15 protein-coding genes and 1 pseudogene are annotated in these 13,890 nt (G+C 30.8%); 11 read left to right on the top strand and 5 right to left on the bottom strand.

What is annotated here, in order from left to right:
• The 7 genes from lnt to pnp form a co-directional block, all read left to right on the top strand.
• On the top strand, positions 1–1,303 hold a 1,303-nt coding region (lnt, locus tag AMN80_RS02010), incomplete at its 5' end, for an apolipoprotein N-acyltransferase (protein WP_082256538.1).
• Positions 1,300–2,463: a methionine adenosyltransferase gene (metK, locus tag AMN80_RS02015; protein ID WP_075520343.1), complete on the top strand. Its 1,164-nt coding sequence runs from the start codon at positions 1,300–1,302 to the stop codon at positions 2,461–2,463. The genes lnt and metK, both read left to right, overlap by 4 nt.
• Positions 2,464–2,560: 97 nt before the next feature.
• Complete coding sequence (gene nusA / locus AMN80_RS02020) at positions 2,561–4,105, top strand: transcription termination factor NusA (protein ID WP_075520356.1); 1,545 nt, start codon at positions 2,561–2,563, stop codon at positions 4,103–4,105.
• Positions 4,106–4,111: 6 nt separating this feature from the next.
• Positions 4,112–6,283 (top strand): translation initiation factor IF-2, encoded by a 2,172-nt coding sequence (infB, locus tag AMN80_RS02025; RefSeq protein WP_075520344.1) that lies wholly within the window; start codon positions 4,112–4,114, stop codon positions 6,281–6,283.
• Positions 6,284–6,285: 2 nt separating this feature from the next.
• Positions 6,286–6,651 (top strand): 30S ribosome-binding factor RbfA, encoded by a 366-nt coding sequence (gene rbfA, locus AMN80_RS02030; protein WP_075520345.1) that lies wholly within the window; start codon positions 6,286–6,288, stop codon positions 6,649–6,651.
• Between the two features lie 9 nt (positions 6,652–6,660).
• Positions 6,661–6,909, top strand: a complete 249-nt coding sequence (gene rpsO / locus AMN80_RS02035; RefSeq protein ID WP_075520346.1) for a 30S ribosomal protein S15 — start codon at positions 6,661–6,663, stop codon at positions 6,907–6,909.
• Positions 6,910–8,982 carry a polyribonucleotide nucleotidyltransferase gene (gene pnp / locus AMN80_RS02040; protein ID WP_075520347.1) on the top strand — a complete coding sequence of 691 codons (2,073 nt, stop codon included), beginning with the start codon at positions 6,910–6,912 and terminating at the stop codon, positions 8,980–8,982.
• On the opposite strand, the gene AMN80_RS05530 is transcribed toward pnp, so the two are convergent.
• Complete coding sequence (locus AMN80_RS05530) at positions 8,979–9,134, bottom strand: hypothetical protein (protein WP_179850270.1); 156 nt, start codon at positions 9,132–9,134, stop codon at positions 8,979–8,981. The genes pnp and AMN80_RS05530 overlap by 4 nt on opposite strands.
• Positions 9,135–9,357: 223 nt before the next feature.
• Between AMN80_RS05530 and AMN80_RS05600 the strand changes: the two genes are divergently transcribed.
• Positions 9,358–9,480: a hypothetical protein gene (locus AMN80_RS05600; protein ID WP_256997974.1), complete on the top strand. Its 123-nt coding sequence runs from the start codon at positions 9,358–9,360 to the stop codon at positions 9,478–9,480.
• 48 nt (positions 9,481–9,528) lie between these two features.
• Positions 9,529–9,867, top strand: a complete 339-nt coding sequence (locus AMN80_RS02050) for a hypothetical protein (protein ID WP_075520349.1) — start codon at positions 9,529–9,531, stop codon at positions 9,865–9,867.
• Positions 9,868–9,877: 10 nt separating this feature from the next.
• Here the strand turns inward: AMN80_RS02050 and AMN80_RS02055 are convergent, their stop codons facing one another.
• The 4 genes from AMN80_RS02055 to fabA form a co-directional block, all read right to left on the bottom strand.
• On the bottom strand, positions 9,878–10,330 hold the full coding sequence (locus tag AMN80_RS02055) for a hypothetical protein (protein ID WP_075520350.1): 453 nt from the start codon (positions 10,328–10,330) through the stop codon (positions 9,878–9,880).
• A gap of 163 nt (positions 10,331–10,493) precedes the next feature.
• Positions 10,494–11,279 (bottom strand): enoyl-ACP reductase FabI, encoded by a 786-nt coding sequence (locus AMN80_RS02060; RefSeq protein ID WP_075520351.1) that lies wholly within the window; start codon positions 11,277–11,279, stop codon positions 10,494–10,496.
• A gap of 2 nt (positions 11,280–11,281) precedes the next feature.
• Positions 11,282–12,493, bottom strand: coding sequence for a beta-ketoacyl-ACP synthase I (fabB, locus tag AMN80_RS02065; protein WP_075520352.1), 1,212 nt, complete (start codon positions 12,491–12,493; stop codon positions 11,282–11,284).
• The gene (fabA, locus tag AMN80_RS02070; protein ID WP_075520353.1) at positions 12,493–12,993 is read right to left on the bottom strand and encodes a bifunctional 3-hydroxydecanoyl-ACP dehydratase/trans-2-decenoyl-ACP isomerase; all 501 of its coding nucleotides are present in this window, start codon (positions 12,991–12,993) and stop codon (positions 12,493–12,495) included. Before fabA ends, fabB begins: the two co-directional genes overlap by 1 nt.
• 72 nt (positions 12,994–13,065) lie before the next feature.
• On the opposite strand from fabA, the gene AMN80_RS02075 reads away from it, so the two are divergent.
• Together AMN80_RS02075 and AMN80_RS02080 are read left to right on the top strand one after the other, a co-directional pair.
• Positions 13,066–13,485, top strand: a complete 420-nt coding sequence (locus AMN80_RS02075) for a Fur family transcriptional regulator (protein WP_075520354.1) — start codon at positions 13,066–13,068, stop codon at positions 13,483–13,485.
• 79 nt (positions 13,486–13,564) lie between these two features.
• Positions 13,565–13,890: pseudogene (locus AMN80_RS02080) on the top strand (catalase/peroxidase HPI); the annotation flags it as partial.

Consider the following 13,890-nt stretch of genomic DNA (forward strand, 5'->3'; position numbering starts at 1 on the left):
ATATTGGATTTCAAATTCTCTTAAATACGATGAAAATTTTGAAAATTTAATTATTTTATCAATTTTATTAATTCCCTCTTTGTTATCATTATTTTATGGATTATTTTCCTATCTACTGAAATTTTTTAATATAAAAATGAATTTTAGTTCAATATTAATTTTCTCACTTTCATTTTCTGTTGTGGAATACTTGAGGGGAACAATTCTTGGTGGATTTCCTTGGAATTTAATTACATTTAGTTTAGTTAATATTATTAGTTCACTGCAAATACTTAGTTTTATAGGAACCTACTCTTTAAACTTACTGGTTATTACTTTTTACACTTTACCAATAATAATTTTTTTTAATGTTAAAAATTTAAGAAAATATACTATCTTATTATTAGCAGTTTTAATTTTATCAATTAATATTTATTATGGATTAAATAAAATTGAACAAGCTGAAAATAAACCAAAAAAAATAATATCTCCATCAATAAAATTAGTTTCACCTAAGTTTAATATTGAGAGGTTTTTTGTTGATGAACCTATAGAAGATAAAATAAATGAACTTTTTCAAAATAGTTATCCACTTGATAAAGATTTAATTTTAGTTTATCCAGAAGGTATAACCAATATTGGAGAAATAAATCAGCTAGAAAATGATTTTGATAATATTTCTAATCAATTAACTGATAATTCAAAAATAATCTTAGGTATTACATTTGACGATGGAGAAAAAATATTTAATTCATTAGCAGTATTTAACAAGGAATTTGAAATAGAGGATAAATATAATAAAAACAAGCTCGTTCCCTTTGGAGAATTTCTCCCTTTAGAAAAATTTTTAAGCAAGTTTGGTTTAAAAAAAATTACTCATGGATATAAGTCGTTCAGCTCTTCAACCGAGAGAAACATTCTTAGTATAGGTGAAATTTCATTTTTGCCTTTAATTTGTTATGAAATTATATTTTCTGGTGCATTAACTAAAAATACAGATAATTATGATTTCATTTTAAATATTTCTGAAGACGGCTGGTTCGGAAATAGCATAGGACCTGTTCAACATTTTTCCCACTCTATATTTAGATCAATTGAGGAAGGTAAAGATATTTTAAGAGTTGCCAACAATGGTATTTCTGCTCATGTAAACTCAAATGGCAAAATTAATAAGATGCTCGACACAACTGAAAAGGGAAGCATAGAAATTAACTCAGTTTCTAAAGCTTTTCCTACATTCTTTAGTATATATGGTAACAAGATTTTCTTTTTTTTAGCATTTATTTATATTAGTTTAATTTTTCTTTTTAAAAAACTTAAATGAAAAAAAACTATTTATTTACAAGTGAGTCTGTATCTGAAGGGCATCCAGATAAAGTCTGTGATAGAATATCTGATATGGTAGTAGATACTTACCTTGGCGCTGAGCCTCAGTCCAGAGTCGCATGCGAAACTTTAACTACAACAAATAAAGTTGTTTTGGCTGGCGAGGTAAGGGGACCTGAAATCAAAAAAGACGATTTAATCCAGAAAGTCAGATCTTGTATTAAAGACATAGGATATGATCAAGATGGTTTCACTTATAAAGAAGCTACAAAAATAGAAAGTCATTTGCATGCTCAATCATCAGATATTGCAATGGGAGTTGACTCTTCAGGAAATAAAGATGAGGGAGCTGGGGATCAAGGAATTATGTTTGGATATGCATGCAATGAAACAGATGTTCTAATGCCAGCACCTATACACTATTCACATAAAATATTAAGGCTTATGGCTGAGGATAGAAAATCTGGAAAATTAAAAAATATTGAGCCGGACTCTAAAAGTCAAATAACAATAGAATATAAAGATGGAAAACCTTTTAATGTAAAATCTGTCGTAATATCAACCCAACATTCCGCAGACGTAAATCAATCTCAAGTTAGAGATTTAGTTAAGCCTTATATTGAAAAATCAATTCCTAAAGAATTACTAAAAAATTTGTCCGATAAAGAAATTTATGTCAATCCAACAGGAAATTTTGTTATTGGTGGTCCCGATGGAGACAGCGGTCTAACAGGCAGAAAAATAATAGTCGACACTTATGGTGGAGCTGCACCACATGGTGGAGGAGCTTTCTCAGGAAAAGATCCCACGAAAGTTGATAGATCAGCTGCATATGCATCACGATATCTTGCAAAAAATATTGTAGCTTCAAAAATTGCAGATAAGTGTTTAATTCAATTAGCATATGCTATTGGTGTGTCAAAGCCACTTTCAATCTACGTAGATTTATTTGATAACGATGAAGAAAAGAACAAACATGTAGAAAGCTTAATACAGAAAAATTTTGATTTAAGTCCCAGAGGCATTAGGGAGATGTTAGGATTAAATAAACCTATATATGAAAAATCTGCAGCATATGGACACTTTGGTAGAGATCCAGGACCTGATGGCTCTTTTTCATGGGAAAAAGTTGATAAAAAAGACATATTCAGTAAGTAATAATAAGTTGAAAATTTATAAATATTAATTATAAAACCTATAATATTATTGATATATCAAAGTGGGCTTCGGCCCATTTTTTTTTGGAGAACAAAATATGTTAAACAAGCGTGCAGATAAACTTGAATTATTAAGAATTGCGGAGGCAGTAGCGCTAGAAAAATCTATAGATAAGGAATTAATTATTAATTCTATGGAGACTGGTATAGCAAAGGCAGCAAAATCAAAATTTGGCAACGAAAATGAAATACAAGTAAATATAAATAGAGATAACGGAGATATCGAAATTTTTAGAAAATTACTAATAGTTGAGAGTCCGGAGAATAATAATACCGAAATTAGCCTAGAAAGTGCAAAAGCATTGAATAATGAAAAAAAATTGGGTGAAGAAATATTACAACCTCTCCCCACATTTGACTTTGGAAGAATCGCAGCTCAGACTGCTAAGCAAGTTATCAGTTTCAGTGTAAGAGAGGCAGAAAAAGAAAGACAGTTTAACGATTTTATAGATAAAAAAGATACAATACTTAGTGGGATTGTTAAAAGATTAGAATTTGGTAACGTCATAGTTGATTTAGGCAAAGCTGAGGCGATCATACAAAAAAACGAAATGATACCTAGAGAAAATATTAAGGCTGGTGATAGAATAAAAGCCTATTGTTATGATGTTAGGAGAGAACAAAGAGGACAACAAATCTTTCTTTCAAGAGCTCATCCAAAATTTATGGAAAAACTTTTTATACAAGAAGTTCCTGAAATATATGATGGACTGATTGAAATAAAATCATCAGCAAGAGATCCAGGGAGCAGAGCGAAAATTTGTGTTAAAGCTATTGATACATCGTTAGATCCAGTGGGAGCTTGTGTTGGAATGAGGGGTAGTAGAGTTCAAGCTGTAGTAAACGAGTTACAAGGTGAAAAAATTGATATTGTAAATTGGTCAGAGGATATAACTGTAGTAGTTTCAAACGCATTATCACCTGCAGAAGTCTTAAAGGTTAACGTTTATGAAGATGCAAAAAAACTAGATGTTATTTTAAACGAAGAAAATTTAAGTAAAGCGATAGGTAGAAGAGGACAAAACGTAAGATTAGCTACAAAGCTTATCAACTACGAAATAAATATTATGACTGATCAAGAGGAGTCAGAAAAAAGACAAGAAGAGTTCAAAGACAGAACAGAAAATCTTATGAAAAATTTAGAAGTAGACGAGACATTAGGTCAACTTTTAGTAGCAGAAGGCTTCTCATCAATTGACTTAATTAAGAATTGTGAATTAAACGATTTAGTTAAAATTGAGGGTATAGAAGAGGAAACAGCCAAAGAATTGATAGAAAGAGCAGCAGAATTTCACAAAAAAAGTCAAGAGGAAATACAACAGAAAATTGAGGACTTAGGTTTGGAAACAGATTTAATTAATCATAAAGGATTAACCCCAGGGATGCTTCTTACATTGGGAGAAAAAAAAATTTTAACTTTAAATGATTTTGCTGATCTAGCCTCTGATGAATTAATAGGTGGATTTGATATAATTAAAGGTGAAAAAGTAAAGATCAATGGTTATCTAGAAGATTTTGCTTTATCAAGAACTGAGGCAGACGAGCTTATAATGAAAGCAAGAGAAAAAATTTATAATAATTAATGGAAAATGGAAAAACAAAAAAAAAAACTTACAATAACAGGAAAACCAAAAAAAACATTTACCCCTCAACAAAATTTTGTAGGTAAAAAAACCTTTTCATCCAACGACAAGAAGTTTTCAAAACCTTTCAATAAAGTTTCAAGTAATTTTAAAAAAAATTTTAAAGCAAAACCACTAATTTCAAAACTGAGTGACTACGAGCGAAGAAAGTTAGCAGAGCAAAAAGCAATGAAAGGAATTAGAGGTGAAAATAATCAAAAAGATAAAGAAAATAAGTCAAAATTTAGCACAAAAAAAAGGGAGGTTAAGCTTACAGTTTCAAGAGCTTTGAGTGAAGATTTAGAGTTTAAATCTAGAAGCCTTGCATCAATAAAGAGAGCTAGAGAAAAAGAATTAAGGGTATCAAAAAATCAAATTAGTGATGAACAAAGCATTAATTTCAAAAGAAATATTAATATTCCTGAATTTATTACAATCAGAGATCTTGCTAATAGAATGGCCGAGCAATCATCAAATATAATCAAACATCTGATGGGTATGGGCGTTTCTGTTACGATTAATCATACAATTGACTCTGATACTGCAGAATACTTAGTTAAAGAATTTGGTCATAATCCTATTAGGGAAAAAAAGACAGACGAAATAATAAAAAATATTAAAGAAACTAAATCCGAAAATCTAAAAAATCGTCCACCAATCATTACTGTTATGGGGCATGTTGATCACGGTAAAACCTCAGTTTTGGATGTAATTAGAAGTACAAATATTGTATCAGGTGAATTTGGTGGCATTACACAGCACATAGGAGCTTATCAAATTGAAAAAAATAATCAAAAGATTACATTTATAGATACACCTGGTCATGCTGCATTTACTGAAATGAGAGCAAGAGGTTCAAAACTTACAGATATAGTTGTATTAGTTGTTGCTGCAAATGATGGAGTAATGCCACAAACTGTTGAGTCTATAAAACATGCAAAAGCAGCAAAAGTACCAATTGTTGTAGCAATTAATAAATGTGATTTGCCTGATGCTGACCCACAGAAAATTAAAAATCAACTCTTAGAACATGAATTGATTTCAGAGGATTTGTCTGGTGAAACAATAATGGTTGAAATTTCTACAAAAACAAAAAAAAATATTGATAAATTATTAGAATTAATTTTGCTTCAAGCAGAAATCCTAGATTTGAAATGTGATTTTAATTCTAACTCTAATGGTGTTGTTTTAGAATCAAAAATTGATGTTGGCAGAGGTCCAATCGCAAATATAATCGTTACAACAGGACAACTCAAAAAAGGAGATTATTTTGTATGTGGCACGAAATGGGGAAAAGTAAGAGCAATTATTGATGATACTGGAAAACAAATTAATGAGGCATTACCATCTACTCCTGTTGAAGTGTTGGGAATTAATGGTGCTGCAAAATCAGGAGATGATTTTTTAGTTTTAGACTCAGAAAAAGAGGCAAAGTCTTTGTCCGAAGCAAGAATTGAGGAAATTAAAACATCTAAAAATCCACTAACTATGTTTACTCAAGAATCAGCATTTAAGGATAACAAGTCAGAAGATTTAAACGTAATAGTTAAATCAGATGTGCATGGCACGTCGGAGGCTATTAAAAATGCAATTAATTTAATAAAACATGACGAAGTGAAGGTTAAAATAATTTTGTCCGACGTAGGAATGGTTACAGAGACAGATGTTAATTTAGCTAAAGCATCTAATGCAATTTTGATAGCTTTCAATGTAAAACCTAGCAAAGAAGCTAAAAAAATTGCAGAGCATAATCATATCAAAATTTCATCATTTAATATAATTTATGAATTAATTGATTTTGTAAAAAACCAGATGTCCGGATTACTTACACCAAATGTAGAGGAAAAAATAATTGGTTCAGCTGAAATATTAGAAATTTTTAAAGTATCGAAAGTAGGCAAAGTTGCTGGATCAAAAGTTATTGATGGTGAAATTACTCAGGACGCGTTAGCAAGGATAATTAGAGATGGAACAATAGTTTATAATGGAAAAATAAGTACAATATTTAGAGAAAAAGACCAAGCTAAGCAAGTATCAGCTGGCTTAGAATGCGGTATATCTTTTAAAGATTTTGGTGACTTTCAAAAAAAAGATATTATAGAAGCCTATAGTTCTAAAACAACAGATAGGGTCATATAATTATGGCAAACGCAGGAAAACCAATTAGTCAAAGACAATTAAGGGTTGGAGAAATGATAAAGCAATCGTTGAGCATGATATTTTTAAAAGATGAGGCAAAAATACCTAATATTAAGACAAAAGAAATAACGGTAACTGAAGTTAGGATGAGTCCTGATCTAAAAAATGCTAAAGTTTTTATAATGCCTTTAGGTGGTAAAAACTCAGTAGAAACTGTGTCAAAATTAAAGGAATTTTCTTTCATCGTAAGAAAAGTTTTATCAAAAAAAATTATAATGAAATTTTTGCCAAAATTATTTTTTGTAAAAGACGAGTCTTTTGAATATGCAGAAAAAATTGAAAATTTAATCAAACAAGCTAATAAATAGGAAAAAAATATGAAAAAAAATGTTTCAGAAGTGAGCCTACACGAAAAAGATACAGGCTCCTCAGAAGTTCAAATAGCTCTTTTAACAGATAAAATCGAAACGTTGTCAAAACATGTAAAACAATTTAAAAAAGATAAACATTCATCTGTTGGACTATTAAAAGCAGTTAATAAAAGAAAAAAACTGTTAGACTATCTTAAGAAAAATAAAATTGACTCATATAAAAATATATTAACAAAACTAAATTTAAGGAAATAAATGTTTAAAATTTTTAAAAAAGAAATTGATATAAATGGTAAGAAAATTACTTTAGAAACAGGAAAAATAGCAAGACAAGCTGATGGTGCTATAATAGCTACATGTGGAGAAACAGTAGTTTTAGCAACAGTAGTTGGTGCAAAAAAGGTTAATCCCGAAATAGATTACTTTCCACTTTCAGTTAACTATCAAGAAAAATATTATGCTGCAGGAAAAATCCCTGGAGGTTACTTTAAAAGGGAAGCAAGACCAACTGAAAGTGAAACACTTATATCAAGATTGATTGATAGGCCTATTAGACCTTTATTTCCGGATGAATTTAGAAATGAAGTTCAATTATTACCTACTGTTATTTCTTATGATAAGGAAAATGAAGCTGATATTTTATCAATTATTGCATCCTCAGCAGCTTTAGCAATATCTGGAATGCCATTTATGGGACCAGTAGGCGCATCAAGAGTAGGTTTTATAGGTGGAAAATATATTTTAAATCCATCTAAAAAAGAATTAGAAAATTCAAAATTAGATCTAGTTGTAGCAGGTACCAAAGATGCAGTTTTAATGGTTGAGTCTGAAGCAAAAGGTTTGACAGAAAAACAAATGTTGGATGCAGTAAAATTTGGTCATGAAGGTTTTGTTCCAGTTATAAAAATGATTGAGGAACTTGCAAAAGAATGTAAAAAACCTGATTGGGTTTTCGAAAAGAAAGACTTATCAGAAGTAAAGAAAAAATTAGAGAGTGAATTTACTAAAGACCTAAAAAAAGCGTTTTCTATTAAAGATAAACAAGAAAGGTCAAACTTAATATCTGAAGTAACTGAAAGAGCTAAAAAGTTATACGAAGAAGATGAAAATTACTCAGAACTAGATGTCATGCATGAGTTGAAAAACCTTGAAAAAGGCATTGTAAGAACTGACATACTAAAAAATAAAAATCGTATTGATGGCAGAGGTTTGTCTGATGTAAGACCAATTAAATGTGAAGTTGGAATACTACCAAGAGTTCATGGATCAGCTTTATTTACTAGAGGAGAGACACAAGCAATTGTTACAACAACTCTAGGTACATCTGATGACGAACAAAGAATTGAAAGCTTAGAAGGTCTTCAACGTGAAAGATTTATGCTTCACTATAACTTTCCCCCTTTTTCAGTTGGTGAAACTGGTAGAATAGGAACTGGAAGAAGAGAAATTGGACATGGTAAACTAGCATGGAGAGCAATAAACTCATCTTTGCCTACAAAAGAAAGTTTCCCATATACATTTAGAATAGTTTCAGAAATCACAGAGTCTAATGGTTCTTCATCAATGGCTACTGTTTGTGGTTCATCTTTAGCGCTTATGGATGCAGGTGTACCAATTAAAGAACCAGTTGCTGGTATAGCAATGGGATTAATTAAAGAGGGAGATGATTTTAGTGTTCTATCAGATATCCTAGGTGATGAGGATCATTTAGGTGATATGGATTTTAAGGTTGCTGGCACAAAAGATGGAATTACTTCTTTGCAAATGGATATAAAAATAACAGGGATTACATTTGAAATTATGGAGCAAGCTTTAAAACAAGCTAAAGATGGTAGAGTACATATCCTTGATGAGATGAATAAAGCATTATCTAAATCAAGAGACGATGTAGGAAAACATACTCCTAAAATGGAAAAAGTAACTGTTGAAAAGAAAGATATAGCTACGGTAATTGGAAAAGGTGGTGCAACAATCAGAGAAATTGTTGAAAAATCAGGAGCTAAAGTTGATGTTAATGATGAAGGTGAAGTAACTGTGGCAGCACCAGATGAAGACTCAAGAAATAAAGCAATGCAAATGATTAAAGATTTAACAGCTAAAGCTGAACTTAACAAAATTTATAACGGCAAAGTTATGAAGATTATGGAGTTTGGTGCATTTGTTAATTTTTTAGGTAAACAAGATGGACTTGTACACATATCTGAATTAGCGGACAAAAGAGTTGCAAAAGTTACTGATGTTGTCAAAGAAGGCGATGAAGTAAAAGTAAAAGTTATAGGGTTTGATAGGGGTAAAGTTAAACTTTCTATTAAACAAGCAGCTGTCTAATTAATGTTCTCATTATCAAAATTTAAAAATATTTTATCTAAGAATAAATATGGGAAATATTTAGCTATTGGAGGCTTTGCTTTCTTTTTTATAAAAGGTCTTATTTGGTTAGCAGTCATATTTTCTGTTGGTTTTAGTGCTTTTAATTTCATTTAAATCTCTGTTCATTTTGCGTTTGATATTCCTTAAGTAGTTGCAATACCTTTTTAAAAATGTAAGCTCTCATTAACCATATCTCATGGTGATAAAGAGACCGATATCGCATCGGTTAAAAGCGAGTTTTGGAAAAACTAACAAGGAGTGTGTATGAAAAGAATGCACAGAGTTCTTAATTTGTTTAGCCGAGGCTCAAAGATCGCTAGGCTAAATCAATTAATGTTCCGAAATTTAAAATCTGTTGAAGCTAATGGCAATGGCACAAGCGGATACGTTATTAAATCTGGAAAAAACTCTGGAAAAGTTGTTGGGCATTTAAAAAAAGAGCCTAAAAACATTTAATTAAGATTGGGGTATGGGGCACCTGGCAACAGAACGCCCCTTTTAAGTATGCTTATAACATCAGAACATAAAAAAATTTCTCAATACGTATGGTTATACGGATATATTGTTTCAGGATTATTATCTGGTTTTGGTTTCTATCTTTATCTCGGAAAAAAAATGAACTTTTTAGGAATAATTTTAATTTTAGCATTAGCAATCTGGATTGCTTATGTGCTTTTTTTAATATTTAAAGAAACCACCACTAAACCAAAAAACATTGAAATTCTTTATTCTGAAAAAAAAACACCTAAAATAATTTATACACTTTGGGCAATGTTTCAGTTTATAGTTATGTCATTTTTGGGGGGTTTTACTTGTATAATGTTTTTAAGTTTTATTAGGTAATAAAAAGTTTTTATTTTCCTTTCAACGCCCATTTATACAAAAGCACAAATCCAACAAAAACCATTGGCAATAAAAACATCCAAGATAAAACTGATAACCATTCATCTCCTCGAATACTATAACCATACGGTTCTGCGGAAAATAAATAGATTATATAAAGAAAATCATACAATAACCAACTAACCAAATAAACTCGGACATATTTATTTGTAAGATCGATTTTTTTCTTAATTTTAACAACATATTTAGAAATTAAGGAATTAGAAAATTTTTCTGATGCAAACGTGTGATAACCAAAAATTCCAAAGGCAAGAATTATCCAAACCCCAAATCTTGCAATGAAACCATAGTTAAATCTTACTCTAAAGATTTCTTCAAGAATAACAAAAAAACCACCATAGATAAAAAAACCTATTAAGATAAAAATAACGAAACCAATTAATCCATAAGCAATTTTTTTCATATTTCTATAATATCAAATTTACAACGAAGTATTAGATCAAAAAAAACCAACTAAAAAGAAAATAAGTCATTATGACAACGAAGTTAACAACGAAGTAGTTTTAATAAGTAAGCAAATATGCTATTTTCATATCTAATGCCGGGCAACAGAAGGCCCCTTAAATTTAAGTAATATTTTTTGGATCTGGCATTCCTACCTTATTATAACCAGCATCAACATAGTGTATTTCACCAGTGACACCTCCAGCCATATTGCTTAATAGGTATAAAGCAGAATTTCCAACATCAAGATTATCAACGTTTCTTTTTAAAAAAGAATGATCAGCATTCCATTTATATAAAAATTTTGCATCTCCAATTGCTGATGCTGCTAAAGTTTTAATGGGTCCAGCGCTTATTGCATTCACTCTTATACCCTTTGAACCTAAGTCTCTTGCAAGATATTTAACACTTGCTTCAAGTGCAGCCTTACATACACCCATCACATTATAGTTTGGAATAGCTTTATTAGCTTCATAACTTAAGGTTATCATGCTTCCACCTTGTTTCATTATTTTAGATGCTTCTTTTGCAACTTCTGTAAATGAGAAACAAGAAATTAACATGCTTCTCAAAAAGTTTTCTCTAGTTGTGTTTAGATATTCACCTGATAATTCAGATTTATCTGAAAATGCAATTGCATGAACTACAAAGTCTATTTCACCCCATTTAGATTTTATATCCTCAAATAATTTTGTTACTTCTTCTTTTTTCTCTACATCACAACTAAAAGTAACATTTGAATTTAATTTTTCTGCTAAAGGAACAACTCTTTTCTTTAGCGCATCACCTAAATAGGTAAATGCAAGTTCTGCTCCTGCTTCTGCAAGTTTTTGAGAAATACCCCAAGCAATTGATCGCTCATTAGCAACACCCATGATCAATCCTTTTTTACCTTTCATCAAACTCATTATTAAACCTTTTCAAAAACTAAGGTGGCATTAGTTCCACCAAAACCAAAGCTATTAGACATTACAGAATTTAAATTAACATCTTTTTCAACTTTAGTTACTATTGGGTAATTTTTTGCTTCATCATCCATATCTTGAATATTTGCAGATGCAGCAATAAACTTATTTTTCATCATTATTAAACTATAAACTGCTTCATGAACTGAGGTTGCGCCTAAAGAGTGACCAGCTAATGATTTTGTTGAACTTATTTTTGGTTTGTAATCTTTAAAAGCCTCTCCAACTGCTTTTAATTCTGTTATATCTCCAACTGGAGTAGACGTTCCGTGAGTGTTTATATAATCTATTTTATTTTTTGTTGTACTTAATGCCATCTGCATACATCTAACTGCCCCTTCCCCTGATGGAGCAACCATGTCATAACCATCGGAGGTAGCACCATAACCAGTTAATTCTGCATAAATTTTTGCACCTCTTGCTTTTGCGTGTTCGTATTCCTCTAGCACCAAAACTCCACCTCCACCAGATATAACAAAACCATCTCTTGTTTTATCATAAGGTCTTGATGCTTTTTCAGGAGTATCGTTGTATTTAGAAGAAAGAGCAGTCATTGCATCAAACATAGCTGTCATTGCAAAATGTACTTCATCACTTCCACCAGCAAAAATTATTTTTTGTTTTCCTAATTGAATTATTTCCATTGCATTACCAATACAATGTCCACTTGTTGCACATGCAGAACTGATTGTGTAATTAATTCCTTTAATTTTAAATGGTACAGCCAAGGTTGCTGATGCTGTACTGGACATTGTTCTCGGAACAATAAAAGGCCCCATCCGTTTAGGACTCTTTGCTCTAGTTTTATCTGCTGCTAAAATAACATTTTCAATAGACGGGCCACCAGATCCCATAATCATACCAGTTGAAGTGTTACTTACATCTTTTTCCTCTAAGCCAGAGTCTTTTACTGCTTCTGCCATAGAGATATAATTATAAGCTGATCCTGGTCCCATAAATCTTATAAATTTTCTATCCACATGATCTTCAAGATTAATATTTGGCTTACCATGCACGTGGCTCTTTAAATTGTATTCTTTGTACTCTTCTGAAAAAGAAATTCCTGATTTTGAATTTAATAGTGATTGATAAACTTCCTCTTGATTGTTCCCTAAACAAGAAACAACCCCTATCCCTGTTACAACAACTCTTTTCATTATTTAAATAAACCTACTTTTAAATTTTCTGTTGAGTAAATTTTTTTGCCGTCTGCAAGCAAAATTCCATTTGCTAAGCCAACTGTAGTACCTTCTTTTATAAGAACTCTTTTCATATTAATCTCATAAACTGCTTTTTTGACATTTTTAAGAACTTCACCGGTAAACTTTACCGTGTTAACTCCTAGAGCTCTTCCTCTTCCAGGATTTCCTAGCCATCCCAAATAAAATCCTACAAGCTGCCACATTGCATCTAATCCAAGGCATCCTGGCATTACAGGATCTTTTTTGAAATGACAGTCAAAAAACCATAGACTATCTTTTATATCTAATTCAGCAACAATTAATCCTTTGCCAAATTCACCTTTGTTTTCACTAATTTCTGTGATCCTATCAAACATTAACATCGGAGGTGCAGGTAATTTTGCGTTACCTGGACCAAAAAGATCACCATTAGCACAACTGATTAAATCGTCATAAGTGTATGAGCTTTTTTTCATTTTTCGATATCCTTAATACTTGATTTAGCAAAAATATAATATAGATTTAGTTTAGAATAGTTATAAATTACTATGTTAAATAATAGCCAATATATAGAAAAATTAAGAAGTTCTGGCTTAAGACCAACGAAACAAAGAATAAAAATTTGCGAAGTCCTGTTTAATACACATAAGACTTTTCATTTTACTATTAACGAACTTGTTAAAAGAATAAGTAAGTCAACAAATGACAAAATCTCACTTGCAACTGTTTATAACACAGTTCATGCTTTTAAAAATAAAGGGTACTTAAAAGAGATACCAATTAATTCTGATCAAAGTTATTTTGATACCAATACGTCGCATCACCACCATTTCTATGATGAGACCCAAAAAGATTTAATAGATATAGATGATGCAGATGTTGAGCCAGTTAAAATTAATACAAGAATTCCTGGAAAAAAAATTAAGTCAGTAGAAGTTCTTGTTAAAGTCGAAGACGACAAATCTTAATTCAATTTCTACATTATAATAGTTCTAAACTGTTGACAAATTTATTTAGAATTATTATAAAATATAAAAAAGGAGATACATGAGCACAGAGTTCACAAATAAAGATTTCAAAAACACAGAATTAAGCAAATGCCCAGTAACAGGAGCAGGAACAACAGCTAAGTTTTCTGCGGGTAGAGGACAATCAAACAGAGACTTTTGGCCAAATAGTTTAAATTTAAAGATATTAAGTCAGCATTCTAATCTGACTAATCCAATGGATAAAAAGTTTAATTATGCCAAAGAATTTAAAAAATTGAATTACAAAGCTTTAAAGAGTGATTTAACAAAATTAATGACAGACTCGCAAGAATGGTGGCCAGCAGACTATGGTCATTACGGACCTTTTTTTATTAGACTAGCTTG

The organism is Candidatus Pelagibacter communis (assembly GCF_001179985.1).
GTDB classification, from domain to species: Bacteria; Pseudomonadota; Alphaproteobacteria; order Pelagibacterales; family Pelagibacteraceae; genus Pelagibacter; species Pelagibacter ubique_J.

What these genes read in the sequence shown, in the direction of transcription:
- metK (WP_075520343.1), top strand. Translation starts at nt 1,300, where the DNA reads ATGAAAAAAAACTATTTATTTACAAGTGAGTCTGTATCTGAAGGGCAT.
- nusA (WP_075520356.1), top strand. Translation starts at nt 2,561, where the DNA reads ATGTTAAACAAGCGTGCAGATAAACTTGAATTATTAAGAATTGCGGAG.
- infB (WP_075520344.1), top strand. Translation starts at nt 4,112, where the DNA reads ATGGAAAAACAAAAAAAAAAACTTACAATAACAGGAAAACCAAAAAAA.
- rbfA (WP_075520345.1), top strand. Translation starts at nt 6,286, where the DNA reads ATGGCAAACGCAGGAAAACCAATTAGTCAAAGACAATTAAGGGTTGGA.
- rpsO (WP_075520346.1), top strand. Translation starts at nt 6,661, where the DNA reads ATGAAAAAAAATGTTTCAGAAGTGAGCCTACACGAAAAAGATACAGGC.
- pnp (WP_075520347.1), top strand. Translation starts at nt 6,910, where the DNA reads ATGTTTAAAATTTTTAAAAAAGAAATTGATATAAATGGTAAGAAAATT.
- AMN80_RS05530 (WP_179850270.1), bottom strand. Translation starts at nt 9,134, where the DNA reads ATGAAATTAAAAGCACTAAAACCAACAGAAAATATGACTGCTAACCAA.
- AMN80_RS05600 (WP_256997974.1), top strand. Translation starts at nt 9,358, where the DNA reads ATGTTCCGAAATTTAAAATCTGTTGAAGCTAATGGCAATGGCACAAGC.
- AMN80_RS02050 (WP_075520349.1), top strand. Translation starts at nt 9,529, where the DNA reads ATGCTTATAACATCAGAACATAAAAAAATTTCTCAATACGTATGGTTA.
- AMN80_RS02055 (WP_075520350.1), bottom strand. Translation starts at nt 10,330, where the DNA reads ATGAAAAAAATTGCTTATGGATTAATTGGTTTCGTTATTTTTATCTTA.
- AMN80_RS02060 (WP_075520351.1), bottom strand. Translation starts at nt 11,279, where the DNA reads ATGAGTTTGATGAAAGGTAAAAAAGGATTGATCATGGGTGTTGCTAAT.
- fabB (WP_075520352.1), bottom strand. Translation starts at nt 12,493, where the DNA reads ATGAAAAGAGTTGTTGTAACAGGGATAGGGGTTGTTTCTTGTTTAGGG.
- fabA (WP_075520353.1), bottom strand. Translation starts at nt 12,993, where the DNA reads ATGAAAAAAAGCTCATACACTTATGACGATTTAATCAGTTGTGCTAAT.
- AMN80_RS02075 (WP_075520354.1), top strand. Translation starts at nt 13,066, where the DNA reads ATGTTAAATAATAGCCAATATATAGAAAAATTAAGAAGTTCTGGCTTA.